We start from the raw sequence: 17,263 nt of genomic DNA on the forward strand, positions 1-17,263 counted from the left end.
ATCATTTGAGATATTCTTATTAAGACAAAAAAATCCACAGGCTCTCTTGAATAACCTGTGGATTTGCTTACTTTTCTTTTGAAAAAGATAGATCTCATGTTTGTTTGCCATTCAATCATTAATAAAACAGTTTCCGTTTGAGTGAGACGCAGCAAATTTAATTCCCAAGGTTATATTCTCAAAATTAGACATCGCTTCATCTCACTCCCTTCAAATTTAATAAGAAAATCTTACCATTAAATTATAGTGAAATCAATAGCAAAGTAGCAATCTTATTAAATCTGTCTGTTAGTTCCATTTGAAAGCATTCCTTTAACATTATAATTCTCTAAATTAAAAGATACATTTATGTTAAATTGTAGTGAAACACGATGATTCATGAAAGTAAATGTTTTTGTAACGACATATGGTGTTTCAATATAGTATATTGTTAGCTCTAACGTGTTTATGTCTTTCCAACTTATGTATGTAACAACTTTTTGATGATGTTCAGATAAATCTTTTATAAATGTATGATAAGTAGTTACAGGTTTTGTAAGATCAAACAATAACTTGCTTGTTACATTATTCTGATACATCTCTTCAAATATCAGCTGATCCCCACTAAGAGAAAAACTAATATCTTGAAGATTTTGATTATTTCTATCAAAAATATAGTGGCTACCACCTAATCTTACAATATTCTCAGGATTTGGTTTTGATAAAGGGAGTTTATAAGTCATAGAATTAAGTTGTTGCTGCAACTTATTATAATCTTCTGCCTGATTTAATAACTTATGGTTATGTTCCTCTTTTATCTGATTTATGATATTTTCATAAATCAGATCTAATAATATTGGAAACTGCTGCTTCATATTTTTCATGCTACATGTTGCTGCTATCACTACGTTTTTATGAGGAGCTACGAAACATAGTTGACCGAATGCACCATTCCCCATATAACATCCATCACGACATAAAAAAAATTGATATCCATATCCTTGAGCAAAGTCAGTTCTTTCTTCATCTATTCGATTATCACTTTTCTCACTCGTCGCTAGTCGAATATACTCTTCAGAAACAATTCGTTTACCGCCATACTCACCTTTATTCAATAACATTTGACCAAACTTAGCTATTCCTTCAGTAGTTAGACTCAATCCCATACCACCTGCTGTAATACCTGTAGGTGAAGTTTCCCAAGATACTCTATCTAACCCTAGTGGTTCAAATAATTTAGGCAATAAAAAATCGACTAAGCTTTGACCTGTTGCTTTTTCAACAATAGCAGATAACATATGTGTTGCATGTGTATTGTATATGTAAAAACTTCCTGGTTCATATTTTACATCCAAAGACAAAAATGTCTTTACCCAGTCTTTTTCTTTAACAATAGTATTATATATATTTTCATGATGGCCTGTATTCATAGACAGTAAATGATGTATGGTCATCTTTTCTAAATTAGATGATATTTTGTCCGGTAACATATCCGGAAAAAATGTAATCACTTTATCTTGCAAATCAAAATAACCATGATCACATGCTATCCCAACAGCGATGGATGTAAAACTTTTACTTAAAGAAAATAGTAATTGTTGACTATCAGAACGATAAGGTTTACACCAGAATTGAGAAGTGACGGTGCCATTTTGCAGCAACATAAAACTGTTGATATTTAAGTTCAATTGCTCTATTTTTGTAAAAAAATCCATTAAAGACTTTGAGGAGAGTCCATGATTTTCAGGTATGTCAATACTTATATTACCTATCAACTTGTATTCCCCCTAGCACTACATTTCTACTAGTACGTTTAACTACTATTTTGATTTTCATTTAGGAGTTTATGATTTTAACAAAAGCCCCTTTCAATGATTTCTCTAACGCTTCTTTATTTTGCTTCCTAACAGTTTTCGATACTTCTGATGCACGCTTTGTTTTACCACCAATATAAACTAAAGGATCAACAATACGAGTCTTCTTTCGTACATGAATGTCATACTCATCTTCATTATCTTCAACCAAGACATTAGGATGTAATTGTTGCAGAAGATTTTTTAACTTTTCATTTGGATTTTTCCATAACATTTCCAATACACTCTCATCATCTTGTTGTAAATCTTCTAAAGTGATAATCTCACTCTCTAATGAGAATTGTAAAATTTGAGCAAATTGTTGGTTCCCATAAACATTATAAGGATTCAAAAAGAAATCTATAACTACTTTAATATAAGTGCTGACAAACCATCCGGCACTTTCAATTGAATTGATGCATATTTTACCATTCGACACAAGCAATGTAGATAGAAAAGTATTAACTTCTTTTTTAGAGATGACACCATAAGTGTACATATCTCTTAAAGTATAATCCACTCTATCAGCACATAAGTCAGGAAAGTCCTGTTCTAGTATACCCCAGTTTCTTGATAAAATATCTTTATGATGAAATCCATTTTCACTAAGAACTTTAGGAATTTCTGATTGATTTAAAATATTTTCAAATATTTCCTCATGATAATCTTCTTGTTTGTTCTTCAATACGTAATCAACTACATGAGAAAAAGCGGTGTGAGAAATATCATGAAGAAGTCCCGCTATTTGTTCTTCTATTGATCCTCCTAATTTTCTAATTAGCAAGCAGACTCCTACAGAATGGTCATATCTATTAACACACCATTTAGGATTGATTAAATAACTTGCTCCACCTTGATGAATTTTTTTTAACCTCTGTATTGCATCGGTTTCGATTAATTCTGCTATTACATCTTCGACTTCAAAAGTACCGTATAAAGGATCAACTAATTTCATCTCTTTCTCCTATTCATTTCATAATTATAAATTATTTATATAGATGATTTGTGCAGTTATACAGGGGACACTTCCAGGTTTGATTTATATATGTAAGAATAGTAATTGAAGTATTATCGATATACGTTTTGGGAAATTGTAGAGGAAGTATTTTTTGTAGTGTTAATCCTATCAATGCTCCATGACTAACAACAAGAACTTTTTTTCCATTAAAAGAATTAATAATTTCTTTCAGAACAAACTCTCCTCTTAGAGCTACATCATTATAATGCTCCATCTCTATATCTGCTTCACGCCAATTTATTCCCCATTTGGAAACTCTCTCTTCCTCTGTCATCCCTTCAATTTTGCCACAATTTATTTCTCGTAATCTTTCATCATATAAGAGAGTAGGAATATTTAAAGTCTTACCTATGATTTGTGCCGTTTCACCAGCTCGAGATAAATTGCTAGAAATAAGCATATCCCAATTTTCATTTAAGAGCCTAGTTGCAACTCGTTGTGCTTGAATTCTACCTTTTTCATTTAGTGGTATATCTGAATGACCTTGAGCTTTCTCTTCAATATTCCAATCGGTTATTCCATGCCTAATTAAACCTATCGTTGTCAAATTTTATCGCCTCATTTGTTGTTTGGAAGTTTGTGCTTAGAATAATAACGTATATCTTTCCCTTTAGATTTAGCGTATTCTATTTCATTTTTTGTACTTTCACCTTTATATCCATTAAGATCAATCACAAATATTTCGTCAGACATATCAATTTTTCTAAAGTGCATATCTTTAAAAAGTTTTTCTTGTTCATGTGTGATTTTAATTCCTTCACTTTTTTCAAAAAAACCAAGGCTTATGACAATATTTCCTTCTAATGTAAGAAATGCTTCTGCTTCTCTAAATTGTTCCTTGAATTTTGTCGAACCACACAAAGTAATAACCTTCATTTATGTAGTCTCCTCTGTAATGTTGCTATTTGAATAAAAATGTCCATATCCATTAAAGCTTTTCTGAAAAATAGATTCCTCGGCCAGAAAAACTTTTTAAAAATCTTTTTTCTGAAACGTGACTATGATTTTCTCCCCATTTGGATGGATCTCGAAAGGTAATCGTTGTCTCTTGATCGTGTTGGTGCCGACCGCATACAACGATAAGATGACCACCCTTACGACCATCTTCAGGAAATGATTCTGTAATGGAAACAATAACAGGTCCGTTCGTTACCAGAATTTTTTGAAGGTGAGCTCCATCTTTTATAGCGATAGGTGTGCCTTTCAATCCATAATCCGATCCTAGCTCAGCTAACCCTTTATGGATCCATCCCTTAGTACAATAAGCATTTTGATTTAATCCATTTTTCAGTAATTCATATTGCATCGGCACATTTTTGTTAAAGTGGCCTATGATCATACGCAGACTTGCAAGCCCACAGCACCTTCTCCCCCAATAATCAGGTCCCTCCCCTTCACAGGAAACATCATTAGGCCAATCTTCTGCAGCAAAATGTTGTGGATAACGAGGTACATAGAAACAGTAATTCATTCCAAAATCTGAATTTACTGTTCTCTCAATATTCATTTCAGAAATCATTGTTAATTTTTTCTCCTTATCCATGGATTTCTTTGATACTTTTGCCACTTAAATAAGCATGACCTGAGTTCATTTTAAATACCGTTTGAAAGCCATATTTTCGATACACTTTCTCTACTGATTCATTTATAGGAAAAACCCAAAGTTTCTCTACTCCTCTATCAATTACTTCTCTTTGTATAAAATGAATGAGCTCACCTATTAATCCTTTTCCTCTAAACTCCTCTATAGTTGCTACACTTTCCATTTGAGCTTGCTTATCATTTACAAATATACAAGCAGTTGAACATGCTTTACCGTTATATCGAAGAAGGTAATGTGTAAAAGCGTGATGCTCATATTGCTCCTTATAAAGCTTCTCTATAGTTTCCTTTTCACCAAACTCTTTAATGCTGCACTCTAGTTCTAAAGCTTCTTGGAGATTTTTGTTTGTTACTTTTTCAACCTTAACATGTTTTTTATTCATTATTTCAACCACATCATTATTCCATAATTGAACTGGACTAATGAATTCTTCATATTTAAACCCACTTGATTTTAATTCAGATAATAAATCTTGTTGAACTTTTAAATTATAAATATAAAATCTCGGTATGATATTTTTAGAGTTAAAAAAATCAATAACATCCTTTATTACCTTCTGTGGATTTTGGCACTCATTGCTTATATGAGCATGATTAGCAGTATAATAATTGGGTTGGTTTTCATTATAAAATATGGAACCCCAAGTTGTATCTATTTGATTAGTAAACGTCTCTAAATATGCATAATCTAATGCAAAAATATCTTGTAAAGTTGTCATTTGTTGCTCCTTCATTTTGAATGTAATAAGGTCATCAAACTTATATAAAAACTCCCCCTGAAAGTCTGATTCTCTTTAATATTTTCATTCCAGTTTATATATTCCTGATCTTAAGCTCAACCCCCAACCAAACATATTCTCATGGTTGATAATTTCTGCTCGAATTGTATTCATCCCTTTTCGCCACCTAACAGGTATAACCACATCGTCAGCTCGGATTCTTCCATCGCTTTCTGGAGGATTCCATAAACATTGACCTTGATAGACTTCCTCTTCATTAATCCAAAGCTTTATCATATCACTAAAGCCCATAGTTAATTTAGTATGTAAATTTTCTGATAGAGAAAATATATATTTCACTTGTACGGCTGAATCCTTTTGTTCAATTGGATACAAACGATTTATGTTCAAAACCCCATTTTCTTCTACATCTGCTTTTAACCAATCATTAGGTAATTGTAATTTTTCATTATATAGATAAGGCTTTGAAATCATCCATTCTGTAATAAAGGTATCGATAATTAATCTTGTCGGATTCATTTTTTTATCATCAGGAATATGTATAGTGTTAATTTCTTTAATTGAAAAATTACTAACATAACAAGGCAAGTTCCCCCAAATCCCAACTTTACCATTTGTGCGGCCATGTTTTAAATTTCGGATAATAAGTTGAGGAGTAGAAAGATCACCAATGTACAATAAAGCTCCGTTTGGTTGCACATCCAAAGTTAACTTCACCCATTCCCCTACAGGTATTATAGCAGGTGCTTGATATAAGGAACCATGATATATTTGCCATGTGCTAGATCCATTCATTATGGGATCGTATTGTACTTCCCCATGATTTATATCGTTACCAGGAGATACATATATCAGTTCATAATTAGATGAATCACGTGCATCAAATACAAATCCCGCAAAACCCATTGGCTCTGGAAAAGCTACTTCTGCTTCCAAGCGAAAACTATTTAAACTTATATCTTCTGAATATAAAACTGGAGAAGTATGCAAATGATCAAAATATAAAGCTTCACGATCACAGAATATACTAGACTTTGCTCCAGATTCGCCTAAATCAAATTGATTTATGTCTTCCACTAGATTCCACTGTGAAACTATCAATTCAATCACCTCTCTATTATAATGAGATAACTAATCGTATGAATAAATTGTACCACAAATTGGATGTTCAAACAAACATTTGTTCTGATAAAAGATAGATTAATTGTTAATTTAAAGAAGGAAATATAATAAAATTGAAGAATTAAAACAAATAGATAACATAATATGGAAATCAAAGGAGCTTTGTTTATGTCACAAAATATGATGCATCAAATATTTGTAGAAGAAATTCATGAATTAAAACTTGTGGGATTTCGTGTTGTGTGTACTGGAGAGCAATACATTAAGGAAATTCCTAAAGCATCAAAATTACTATATACTCGATTAAATGAAGTAAAACATGTAGTGAACCCATCTCTTCAAATTGGAGTATTCAACGCAATTGATAGTTCAGAAGAAAAAGATGGGTATTGGATTTGTGTTGAAGTCAAATCATACGTTGATGTACCTGAAGATATGGTAACTTTAACTGTTCCCCCACAAAAATATGCAGTAATAAGGCACAGAGGTTCAAATTTCAAAATAATGGATGCTTATAGTCAATTACATCGTTGGATAAAGGATGAAGGGTTTACTAGAATGACCGATTCATGGCATTTAGAGAAATTTCATAGTTGGCAGGATTCCAAAAAAATAGATGTTGAATTATATGATACTATTATATAATACTATCATTTCCATGTGTATATAAACTTTATAATTTTTGTAATATTATATCTGAACCATTTGTAATTTAAATTAGGTATGATGATGTTCTCTGATGAAAAATAACGAGGTGACATTATGGATTGTAGAATTGGCTGTGCAGCATGTTGTATCGTAATATCCATCTCCTCTCCTATTCCAGGCATGCCTAATGGAAAACCAGCAGGTGTGCGTTGTGTTCAATTAACAGAGGATAACAAATGCAAATTGTTTGGACAACCTGAACGACCAGAAGTGTGTTCTTCATTAAAAGCTTCACAAGAAATTTGTGGAGGAAATAATGAGGATGCTTTTAGAAACTTAACCACTTTGGAAAACATAACCAATCCTTAATTAATTCCCCTTACTATTTCTTTTCATAATCTTCCTAACTTTGTAAAAAAATAGTGTTTTTAAATGCGATTCCACTGAATTGTGTTTTCCTACATTTTTTAAATAATAAAAATCACTCGGATCTACCTTTAGTTTTATGGTAGGTCTTACTTTTTTTAAACTTATCCATTCAGCGAACTGTACCCTTTCCTTGCTTACATGTATAAAAGAATCAGCTGGTATACCATAAACCATTCCACTCATCCATGGTTTTTTATCCATGGTTTCTGAATCTATGGAATAAAAATGAAAATATTGTTTTCCATCAGCGGTTACACAACCATTTCTAAAGTTTCCCGTGAGTAATGCCCTGTTAAAAACAGCATAAAAGATAGGCCATATTGGGTCTTTTGATCCAAAAACCGCATTAGTCAACTTTCCATTGTATAACGTTTGTTTCCGAGGTTCAAACACTGCAATTCCACTGTTATTTGATCCATGAAAAATAATGTCTTTTGTTTCAGCTAAATACTGCATAAATTTGTATTTTGGAATAAAAAGATTATACTGGACTAGCTTATTTTCTTGATTGCAAGTTTTTATATATATTTTTTCGAAAAGTGCTTTTTCTTCATCAGAAATTGAGATTTTAGGGGAGGGTTCAAAAAGTAAACGCAGTAAAATAAACAATAATATTTTCAACTCTATATCTCCTTTTCTAATTGTATCAGTTAACTATAATTAAATTGATTATTCAATCAATTTAATTATAGCATATCATAAATATATCTAAAATAGAAGATTATATTGAAACTCAAAAAGACTAATTATTTATAAAAATAAATATTAGCCTTTCTATTTCATTATAAATAAATAATAATTTTGTTTTATCGATTCGGATTAATCCTTGTAATTTGACATGTAGATATAATTCTATTAATGCTTGTCGGATCAAAAGTAAAGGCTAAAATTACAATTCCTTCACCAACTCTTGAAACAATTCCTGTGACGGGAATTGGATTTGATCCTCCAACATATTCTATTTCTACTTCTTCATTAGTAAGTGATTGCAATTCATTTGTAGCTGGATCCTCACAGCAACGACATTCTCCTTTGTTATCTATACTTATTGGTTTTAGTGTAATCTCATTTATGTCAACACTACCTAAAGTACCTCCAATACCAGTGACATTACATATAGGAACTGAACCTTCTGAAGTATTAGCTATAAAATTATCAGCAGAAATGATTTGTCCAACAACAGTTTGATTACCACTAGTTGTATCGATAAAAACACCTAAATCTGTTATTTGTTGCATTACACCCTGCATCGGACAAACGCAACAATCACAAATCGTTTTATCAAAAAATCCCATGTACTCACCTCCAAGAATAAAATAAAATACATTCTATTTTATGATGTACGCTCATTGGATTTGATGATAGACCAGTTGGCTATCGATTTATTATAAAATCCGCACTTATCCATATTAACTAATTGCCTTTTCTCCATTTCCATTCATAATAAGCCCACATAATCAAGCCATATAATACTCCGATCATAAAACCGTTTAAGAGACCTGCAACCAAACCACCTATGATATTTCCTAAATTAAAAATATTAGTAAAACCCATATCCATACTCATTTGAAAAAATACAATAAGAATTCCTACAGGAAACCCATAAGTTAGAATACCTCTCTTCCAGATATACTTTATTTTCCCTTTCTTACGGATATCTCCCCAATTATTACGACTTAATCCACTCAATTTTTACACCTCTAATATCATTTATTGTTTATTGTAAATGAAAAATCAATTATTTTAATTTCAACTTAGCCAATGCATCTGCAAGAGCAGTATTCATAGGTTCGTCATCTTTTTTATTTTGCTTTTTCATATACTGAGCAACATCACGTTTAGATGCTTTTCCTTGTTTTTCCTTTTCTTTTCTTTGCTGGAAGGAGGATAGTTTCTCTCGATAGTTACAGCTGCAAACAAATATTTGCCCTTCTCCTTCACCTCTTAACTCCATTTTTTTCTTACATTGCGGACAGCGTGCATTTGTGGTTCTAGCAACATTTTTTCGATGTCCACATTCACGATCCTGACAAACAAGCATTTTTCCTTTTTTCCCATTAACGGCTAGCATTGGTTTTTCACACTCAGGACATCTTGTTGTTGTCATATTGTCATGTTTAAACTTTTGTTCGCTTTGTTTAATCTCAGAAACAATCTGCTTCGCATATCCTCTCATATCTTGTACGAAGGTTTGCTTCGATAACTTCCCTTTTGAAATGGCTGTTAGCTTTTGTTCCCACTTCGCAGTTAAAGCTGGCGATTTAAGATCCTCTGGTACTAACTCTAGAAGTTGTTTTCCTTTTGAGGTGATATTTAAATATTTCCCTCTTTTTTCAATTAAAAAAGTGCCCAATAGTTTCTCAATGATATCTGCTCGTGTAGCAACCGTTCCTAGGCCCCCAGTTTCACCTAACGTACGAGCTAAAGAAGATTTTCCACTTTCTGCATCCATATATTTTTGAGGATTTTCCATGGCAGAAAGCAATGTACCTTCTGTGAAAAATTCAGGAGGTTTCGTTTCACCCTCTGTTTTTTTCATCTGCAGCACTTCTAGTTTTTGTCCCTTTTGAAAAGTTGGTAAAGATTGATCCTGTTCATTTTTCCCATCTTCATCTAACTCATCATTAGGTGATTTTCCGTAAACTTCTTTCCAACCTGGAGAAATCACTCTTTTCCCTTTAGCTATAAATAATTGTTCACCAATGACAGCCCGTACGATTGTTTGTTCAAACTCCATCGGAGGACTTAATACAGCTAGAAATCTTTTCACAACTAGATCATATATTTTTAATTCCTTATCATTTAAATCCCTTAAGTTTACTTTTTGCTCTGTTGGAATAATGGCATGATGATCTGATACTTTACTATTATCAACAAATGATTTGTTTGGTTTAATATTAGCATTCAAAAGATTAGATGTTACTTCTTTATAAGAAGAAACCGAACAAGCGCGAATTCGATCCTTCAGCGTGTCAACAATATCAGATGATAAGAATCTGGAATCCGTTCTTGGGTATGTTAAATATTTATGCGTTTCGTATAATCGCTGCATAATGGACAGTGTTTCTTTTGCAGAATATCCAAATAATCGATTTGCATCTCTTTGTAATTCCGTTAGATCATATAACGCAGGTGCAAAGCTCTTTTTGGGTGTTTTTTTAACTTCTTGTATGACTAAAGATTGATTCCTTATAGAAGATAGAATCCGATCTATTTGCGATTCATCAAATAATCGAATCTCTTTTGTTTTAATGTCCTGCCAAGTAAATGTCACTGATGGCTGCACTACTGATTTGATACCATAAAAGGTTTTTGGCTTAAAAGATGTAATTTCCTCTTCTCGTTTTGAAATCATGGACAACGTTGGTGTCTGTACTCTACCGCAAGATAATTGTGCGTTGAATTTACAAGTTAAAGCTCGTGTTCCATTGATCCCGACCACCCAATCTGCTTCTGCTCGTGCTGATGCTGAAGAATACAAATTCTCATACTGTTTTCCTGGTTTCAGTTGTTTAAACCCATCTTTAATAGCCTTATCAGTAACAGAAGAAATCCAAAGTCTATGAACAGGTTTGCGACAGTGTGCTTTTTCTATGATCCATCTTGCCACTAATTCTCCTTCTCTTCCAGCATCTGTTGCAATAACAATATCTTTTACATCTTTTCTAGTCATCTGCTTTTTCACAGTTTGAAACTGTTTTGAAGTGTTTCGAATAACGACTAGCTTTAACTTTTGTGGCAGCATGGGTAAATCTTCAATTCGCCAAGATTTATATTTATCTTCATAGGATTCTGGATCAGCAAGCGTAACTAGATGACCTAATGCCCACGTCACGATATAATGATTCCCTTCAAAAAAACCATTTCCTTTTTTATTGCAGTTTAATACTCTTGCTATATCTCTTCCAACAGAAGGTTTTTCTGCAAGTACAATCGTTTTCATATTTAATCTCTCCATAACTTTAAGTACAAAATAATAGCCTTACTATACCACATTCTTGATTATTTTTATAAAACATTTAATTTTTTATTACAATATAATATTTTTACTAAGCATATAGGCTCGACAAAAACAAAGAAAATCACACTGATCTTAGAAAAGGATTCAGTGTGATTAATATTATACAAGTTCATATTAAGGACTGATGGAAAGAACCATAAATTCTAATAAAAAGTTCTTATTTTATCCATTTGATTCATCACATTTACTAGTTTACCAATTGAAACGGCTAATTGCGCTAAGGTAACAGGTTCTTTTGGACGTATGGTACCATGATCATCTTTTGTAATAATTCCTAGCGCATTTGCAATAGCCACATGACCCGTGTATTCCTCTGAAATTTGATCTACATCTGTAAAACTGGTCGAATATAAATCTTCTTGTTCTGCCATTACTTGTAATCCTAAGAAACGAACATACCAATAAGCCAATCTTTCTCTAGTCAACGGTTCTTCTAAATCAAAAATCTCTAGCTCTGTATTAATAATTCCTCTTTGAGCAGCTGCTTCTACAATTTCATAAGAAGCTGCTGAATCACTAACGTTTTTAAAAGATTGAGATCCTTCTAAACTATCCGCATAGCCAACAATAATATCGTTATAATACAACGACTTTAATAAAATGTTTAATCCTTCCTCAACGTTTAATGGTTCGTCAGTTTTTACTTGTTCAAAAGTATCCTTCGTTATAATTCCACTTTGGATCATATAATTAAGCTCAGCTGACGCCCATGGATGGTCAACGGTAATATTAGGCGTTTCGATTGAATCTGATTCGTAACTTCTCAATACTCGTTCTCCAGTCATTGCATCTAAATACCCAGGACCATAATCAATACCATATACAAGTTTGTAATGATCATCCTGTTCATTTTCTTCATAATATCCATACCAGAAGTTATCTTGTCTAAAATAATATAAATCAGTGGACATCTCTTCCAGATAAACAGATATTGCCTCTTCTTTGTTTATTATCGGGTCAGCATCAGGAAATTCAAGATTCGTATCTATATTTACTGAATAACTTAATAATTTGTCTTCTTTGGAAATTCTAACATAGATATAATCCCCTGTATAAGGAATGCCATTGATTAATCTAGTAAATTCAAAATTATAATAGTCATCCCTCTCATCATATTGATTATATGAATCCTCTTTCCACGCCAGCCCTTCGGATGCAGCAGGAGAGAACAGTTGTAAATATTCAATAGCCCTTTCTCTAGCAACTTCTAAGGATAATTCAGCATCATCAGTAGTGTCTGATGGTCTATTAAAGCTGTATAAGTATAGATCAGTTACATCTCCATTGATTCCATTAAATGTAATGTCGCCATAATTTTCATTTATTTTAAATGTAATGCTATAACTTAAATCCTCCTGCCTCCTCCTTTCGTTTACATTTTCTATACTAATTTCAGTTTGTTCAATATCTAACACTTGGCTAATGATTTGCAACGAATAATCTTCAATGTTTTCTTTATTGAAACTAGATGTTGGTATTTGAACAGCATCTGAAATGACCTGATACTCTGAAACAGGTTTGTACTCGACAAACTCTCCTTTAACAAAATATGTACCATCATTGGCTTTCATCATATTGAGTTCAGGTTGTATCATATAAGCCAGTGTTATTTCAGCTTCATCTATACCTTTATTCCATTCTGTAATATACTGCAGTTCGACATTTAAATCGTTCTCTAGTTGAGTTTGAATATCTACCTCAGATAAAATTCCATCTACAGCATCAAAAGTATGTTCTTCTAAGGAGATAGCATAATTATGATAATAGTAACTAATGATTTCACCATTTCCTAAAACTGTAATCCTTCCTTGCTGATCAGAGATACGAAGACCATTTTTTACCTTATAAAATTCATACTCATACTGCACAGGTTCAGTTAAAGGTCTCTGAGAGTAGGATCTATATTCACTTAATTTCACTTCATAATCGTTTAAGTCTATAAATTGATTGAGAAATTCTTTTGCAATCCCCAGACCTTCATCTTGTGTAATTGCGGGAGGAAATAATGCATTCTCTTTATCCTTGTCTCCCCTAAAATAAAAGCTAGTGAGTATCAATTCATCGCCATAAAAGGAGAAGTTGCTGCGTACATAGGAACCAGTGAATTGATCTGCTTCCTCTTCATATGATAAATCATATGTCTTGGCACCATCTCCAGAAGAATTGTATCCTTCGTATATAAAATTTTGTTCGTTTACTGAAGAAAATTGATCAGGGAACAATTCCTTCACCTTTTTAATTAAATTTTCCTTTGTCACCTCTTCTACCTCATCAGATATCTGATTTTCGGATATTAAATTGATAGTTTCTTCAACAGAATTACCTTCTGCGAAACTAGTAGGAACAACTGTAGTGAATAATAGAAAAAATACGATTACTGATATAAACTTTTTTTTAATCATTCATTAACCTCCAACATTTCTATAAAATGGTATCTACTTTGTTTAAAATTAGTATATTTCAACTTGATTGTCAATATTAACCTTCAAATCCATTCATTATATTTGGCTTCATAATAGATTATGATATGATGTAAAAAACTTTAATAACATAACAAATCGTAAACCAAGCTAAGTCGAGCTGGCATTCCAACGGTAAAATGATTTGATCAACTTGCATTTTATATGTAAAACGATTTGATGAATAAGTTGGAATTGAGGAGGAATTAAAGTGATAAAAAATCAAGGAATATATATTAAACTATTAGACATTTCTGATGCTGAGAATATGCTGAAACTAGAACTAGATAATAAAGATTTTTTCCAGTTATATACTCCTTTAAGAAACGAGAAGTTTTACTCATTAGAAGGACAAGTAGAGCGAATTGAAAAAAGTATACTATTTGCAAAAGAGGACGCTGGTTATTCATTCGGAGTTTTCCTTCTAGACAATAGGGAATTGATAGGAAATGTTGCATTATCTGAAGTTGTGAGAAGTGATTTGCAAAGCTGCTGGATAGGATACTACCTAGACAAAAAACAAAATGGAAAAGGATACATGTCAGAGGCATTGAAACTAGCTGTAGAGTATGCCTTTAAAGAGCTAAATCTACATCGAATTGAGGCTGGAGTTATGCCGCATAACAAAGCTTCAATAAAAGTATTGGAAAAAGCAGGTTTTCACAAAGAAGGAATCGCCATCAAAAATGTAAGAATTAATGGTAAATGGGAAGATCACCAAACGCTTGCCATTATAAATGATGATGAAGATACAAACCAATAATAAGTAGAAAAACTCGCAAGTCAGCGAGTTTTATTCATGTCCACACATATTAAATTAAAAATATTATTCCAATATTTCAACTTTGCCAGTCTCTCCATTCACTCTTACCATCTGACCGTCTTTTAACACACTTGTCGCTGAGGGAATACCAACGACGGCAGGGATTCCATATTCCCTTGCAACGATTCCTCCATGACTTACAGGTCCACCATATTCCATTATCAAACCTTTTGCAGTAATAAATAATGGGGTCCAAGCTGGATTAGTACTCTCAGTAACTAGAACTTCTCCTTCCAACAAATTAGAATCAGTTGGATTTATAACAACCCGCACTTTTCCTTCATAAGTACCAGCAGATAAAGGCATTCCCTGCAGCATCTTACTATTTGGATCAAATTTCTGTGCTGAATAATAGGTTTCTCCTGTATTTAGGATAATTCTTGGAATCGTTGTTCTAGTGAGCTGCTTTTGATAAGTGTGTTTATTTTTGATAACAACTTGTCTTAATTTCTTCTTATTTATAATTTCCGATTCTCTTAAATAAAAAATATCCTCAACCTCTTCAATGAAACCATCTTTTTTAAATTCTTCACCAACATCCAGCATAACTCCCCTTGCGATAGTCATCATTCTTACTATATCAAATTTCGGGTATTCCCTCATCCCAGCAGCAATGCGATAATCGATCATCATTTGTTTCATTTTTAGAGCTTTTCTTTTTCCTTTATCTACTTTTATTTTTTGATAAATCTCTTCTATGAGTAGATCAGCTTTCTCTCCATTCTCATTAATTTCTGCTATATTTCGATAGTACATCTGATCCACCATATAAGATTTAATTAAACTAATCATATATTCTGGGTCTTCAGACCATCTATTTATACCAAAATCTAATTCTACAGTACTACGATGCCCAAATTTATTTAATAATTCCTTGATTTTGGGGTGGTTTTTTGTGGGTTCAATCTTATACTCGTCAAAGTATTTTGCTAGCTGATTAAGCAACATACCCAATTCAACGGAAATACAGCCTGGAAATGATTTTGTTAAAGGAGTAATGTCAAAGGTATCCCCATACATTTTCCATATTTTTTTTTCTATTTTAGGAAAGTTCATATATTCAGTACAGTACCAGCTCTGTTTCGAAACAGCTAAATTAAAAGCTTCAATCATCACAATTTTCATAAAATCCAGTTTATCCTCTATTGATTCAAGTTTAGCTGCTTTTTTTATATGCTCTTGGATAACTGTTTCTCCTATTGATTTCAAATGATCGTACCGTTCTGTAATAGGGATTTTTTTTGCTTCACGTAATTTTTGTATTCCCATATATCCATATTTGATAACTCCCCAAGGAATTCTAAATTTAATTCCCTGTTTAGACAATTTTTTTCCGTGCTGCAAAATCAATTTATTCATAGTTTCTTCAAGTGGTAGGTCGTTTCCTGCAAACGCTTTACCAAATTGTTTGCCTATGAATTTATTAGATAACAAATAACTAATATCTACAAAAATGCGGCCATCCGTATATTTAACAAACTTTTTATTAATCGGTTTTTTTCGTGAAGTCATAATATTAATCATCGCTGGCAGTGATTCACTAAACATATCAAATCCTAATGGAGTAAAAGGCTCTTTCATCCCTAACATGACAGTATTTACACATAAATAAGCTCTAAGTTTCCCATCTTGATCCAAATTTTCTATCGGAAATAATGAGGTAATATCCCTTGATTGAACAACAAAAAACTCATCTTTATCGTTAATCGCAAATTCAATATCTTGAGGCAGACCAAAATAGTTCTGAATTTTCTCTGCTTCGTTAACAATCATCTGAATATGTTGTTGTTGCAATGAATTTGCTGTTCTTTTATGATTTTCCACTGGAACATATTGAATCCCCTCTTCTGAGAACTGACACAAAATATCTTTAGAGGAAATCTCTTTTTTAATGATTGTTCTGTCATCTTTATTTACTGTATATTGATCTGGATTGACTTCCCCACTAACAATGGCTTCCCCCAAACCGTATGATGAATTAATGAGAAATTCATTTCTTACACCAGTTAAGGGATTTGCAGTAAATATTATTCCTGATATTTTGGCATTCACCATTTCTTGAATCACTACTGCGTGTGAGAAATCTGATGAAATCTTATATTTCTTTCTATACTCAATAGCTCTTTCATTCCACAGAGATTGCCAGCATAAAATGATCTTCTTAACAACATCTTTTATCGTCACATTAAGATAAGTGTTGTATTGACCAGCAAAACTCATGCCAGGCAAGTCTTCTGCAGTTGAACTGCTTCTTATTGCCAACCGGCCACTAGCAAATTTACTTACCTCTAACTCAATTTGTTTGATTCGTTCATTTGAAATGAGTTCCTCTTTAAAATATTCTTTTATCACTTCAGACTGTTTAAGTGAGGATTCACCTAGGTTAAGAATCTCATTTATTTTTTCTATTAATTTGTTGTTCATTAAATACTCATCATAAATTACTGTTGAAATGACAAACCCATTTGGAACATTTAAACCTAAATTGTACATCCTGCTTAAATTGTACCCTTTTCCCCCAACTAAATGAAAATCTTCACCCCCAATTTCCTCAAACCATAAGTTCATT

General features: G+C 32.4%; 16 protein-coding genes. 3 read left to right on the forward strand and 13 right to left on the reverse strand.

What is annotated here, in order from left to right; genetic code table 11:
* Positions 1-275: 275 nt before the first annotated feature.
* From Q5Y73_RS15050 to Q5Y73_RS15080, 7 genes are all read right to left on the reverse strand, one after another.
* Positions 276-1,754 carry a serine hydrolase domain-containing protein gene (locus tag Q5Y73_RS15050; RefSeq protein ID WP_305992736.1) on the reverse strand — a complete coding sequence of 493 codons (1,479 nt, stop codon included), beginning with the start codon at positions 1,752-1,754 and terminating at the stop codon, positions 276-278.
* 61 nt (positions 1,755-1,815) lie between these two features.
* Complete coding sequence (locus Q5Y73_RS15055) at positions 1,816-2,787, reverse strand: HD domain-containing protein (protein WP_305992737.1); 972 nt, start codon at positions 2,785-2,787, stop codon at positions 1,816-1,818.
* Between the two features lie 31 nt (positions 2,788-2,818).
* Positions 2,819-3,397, reverse strand: coding sequence for a histidine phosphatase family protein (locus tag Q5Y73_RS15060; protein ID WP_305992738.1), 579 nt, complete (start codon positions 3,395-3,397; stop codon positions 2,819-2,821).
* Between the two features lie 11 nt (positions 3,398-3,408).
* Positions 3,409-3,726 (reverse strand): hypothetical protein, encoded by a 318-nt coding sequence (locus Q5Y73_RS15065; protein ID WP_305992739.1) that lies wholly within the window; start codon positions 3,724-3,726, stop codon positions 3,409-3,411.
* A gap of 52 nt (positions 3,727-3,778) precedes the next feature.
* Positions 3,779-4,369 (reverse strand): C39 family peptidase, encoded by a 591-nt coding sequence (locus Q5Y73_RS15070; RefSeq protein ID WP_305992740.1) that lies wholly within the window; start codon positions 4,367-4,369, stop codon positions 3,779-3,781.
* A gap of 16 nt (positions 4,370-4,385) precedes the next feature.
* Complete coding sequence (locus tag Q5Y73_RS15075; RefSeq protein ID WP_305992741.1) at positions 4,386-5,171, reverse strand: GNAT family N-acetyltransferase; 786 nt, start codon at positions 5,169-5,171, stop codon at positions 4,386-4,388.
* 84 nt (positions 5,172-5,255) lie between these two features.
* Entirely contained in the window at positions 5,256-6,293 is a 1,038-nt protein-coding gene (locus Q5Y73_RS15080; RefSeq protein WP_305992742.1) for a hypothetical protein, read from the reverse strand.
* Positions 6,294-6,482: 189 nt separating this feature from the next.
* Between Q5Y73_RS15080 and Q5Y73_RS15085 the strand changes: the two genes are divergently transcribed.
* Complete coding sequence (locus Q5Y73_RS15085; RefSeq protein ID WP_305992743.1) at positions 6,483-6,959, forward strand: GyrI-like domain-containing protein; 477 nt, start codon at positions 6,483-6,485, stop codon at positions 6,957-6,959.
* Positions 6,960-7,076: 117 nt separating this feature from the next.
* On the forward strand, positions 7,077-7,331 hold the full coding sequence (locus Q5Y73_RS15090; RefSeq protein WP_305992744.1) for a YkgJ family cysteine cluster protein: 255 nt from the start codon (positions 7,077-7,079) through the stop codon (positions 7,329-7,331).
* On the opposite strand, the gene Q5Y73_RS15095 is transcribed toward Q5Y73_RS15090, so the two are convergent.
* The 5 genes from Q5Y73_RS15095 to Q5Y73_RS15115 all read right to left on the reverse strand — a co-directional run bounded on the left by Q5Y73_RS15095 (position 7,332) and on the right by Q5Y73_RS15115 (position 13,814).
* Positions 7,332-8,012 carry a hypothetical protein gene (locus Q5Y73_RS15095; protein WP_305992745.1) on the reverse strand — a complete coding sequence of 227 codons (681 nt, stop codon included), beginning with the start codon at positions 8,010-8,012 and terminating at the stop codon, positions 7,332-7,334.
* A 185-nt stretch (positions 8,013-8,197) separates the two neighbouring features.
* A complete protein-coding gene (locus Q5Y73_RS15100; RefSeq protein ID WP_305992746.1) occupies positions 8,198-8,686 on the reverse strand; it encodes a hypothetical protein in 489 nt (162 codons plus the stop codon).
* Between the two features lie 118 nt (positions 8,687-8,804).
* Positions 8,805-9,080, reverse strand: coding sequence for a hypothetical protein (locus tag Q5Y73_RS15105; protein WP_305992747.1), 276 nt, complete (start codon positions 9,078-9,080; stop codon positions 8,805-8,807).
* A 49-nt stretch (positions 9,081-9,129) separates the two neighbouring features.
* Positions 9,130-11,334: a DNA topoisomerase III gene (locus Q5Y73_RS15110; protein ID WP_305992748.1), complete on the reverse strand. Its 2,205-nt coding sequence runs from the start codon at positions 11,332-11,334 to the stop codon at positions 9,130-9,132.
* A 221-nt stretch (positions 11,335-11,555) separates the two neighbouring features.
* Positions 11,556-13,814, reverse strand: coding sequence for a YcdB/YcdC domain-containing protein (locus Q5Y73_RS15115; RefSeq protein WP_305992749.1), 2,259 nt, complete (start codon positions 13,812-13,814; stop codon positions 11,556-11,558).
* Positions 13,815-14,082: 268 nt separating this feature from the next.
* On the opposite strand from Q5Y73_RS15115, the gene Q5Y73_RS15120 reads away from it, so the two are divergent.
* Positions 14,083-14,634: a GNAT family N-acetyltransferase gene (locus tag Q5Y73_RS15120; protein WP_305992750.1), complete on the forward strand. Its 552-nt coding sequence runs from the start codon at positions 14,083-14,085 to the stop codon at positions 14,632-14,634.
* A gap of 63 nt (positions 14,635-14,697) precedes the next feature.
* Here Q5Y73_RS15120 and Q5Y73_RS15125 read toward each other — a convergent pair whose 3' ends face one another.
* Entirely contained in the window at positions 14,698-17,262 is a 2,565-nt protein-coding gene (locus tag Q5Y73_RS15125) for a PEP/pyruvate-binding domain-containing protein (RefSeq protein ID WP_305992751.1), read from the reverse strand.
* Position 17,263: the final 1 nt, after the last annotated feature.

Origin of the sequence: Chengkuizengella axinellae, from assembly GCF_030730905.1 — a bacterium.
Taxonomy (GTDB): Bacteria; Bacillota; Bacilli; order Paenibacillales; family KCTC-33759; genus Chengkuizengella; species Chengkuizengella axinellae.

Excerpts from the sequence above, each read along its gene's own strand:
- Q5Y73_RS15125 (WP_305992751.1), bottom strand. The coding sequence starts at position 17,262 with ATGAACTTATGGTTTGAGGAAATTGGGGGTGAAGATTTTCATTTAGTT.
- Q5Y73_RS15065 (WP_305992739.1), bottom strand. The coding sequence starts at position 3,726 with ATGAAGGTTATTACTTTGTGTGGTTCGACAAAATTCAAGGAACAATTT.
- Q5Y73_RS15085 (WP_305992743.1), top strand. The coding sequence starts at position 6,483 with ATGTCACAAAATATGATGCATCAAATATTTGTAGAAGAAATTCATGAA.
- Q5Y73_RS15070 (WP_305992740.1), bottom strand. The coding sequence starts at position 4,369 with ATGATTTCTGAAATGAATATTGAGAGAACAGTAAATTCAGATTTTGGA.
- Q5Y73_RS15075 (WP_305992741.1), bottom strand. The coding sequence starts at position 5,171 with ATGACAACTTTACAAGATATTTTTGCATTAGATTATGCATATTTAGAG.
- Q5Y73_RS15055 (WP_305992737.1), bottom strand. The coding sequence starts at position 2,787 with ATGAAATTAGTTGATCCTTTATACGGTACTTTTGAAGTCGAAGATGTA.
- Q5Y73_RS15115 (WP_305992749.1), bottom strand. The coding sequence starts at position 13,814 with ATGATTAAAAAAAAGTTTATATCAGTAATCGTATTTTTTCTATTATTC.
- Q5Y73_RS15110 (WP_305992748.1), bottom strand. The coding sequence starts at position 11,334 with ATGAAAACGATTGTACTTGCAGAAAAACCTTCTGTTGGAAGAGATATA.
- Q5Y73_RS15090 (WP_305992744.1), top strand. The coding sequence starts at position 7,077 with ATGGATTGTAGAATTGGCTGTGCAGCATGTTGTATCGTAATATCCATC.
- Q5Y73_RS15100 (WP_305992746.1), bottom strand. The coding sequence starts at position 8,686 with ATGGGATTTTTTGATAAAACGATTTGTGATTGTTGCGTTTGTCCGATG.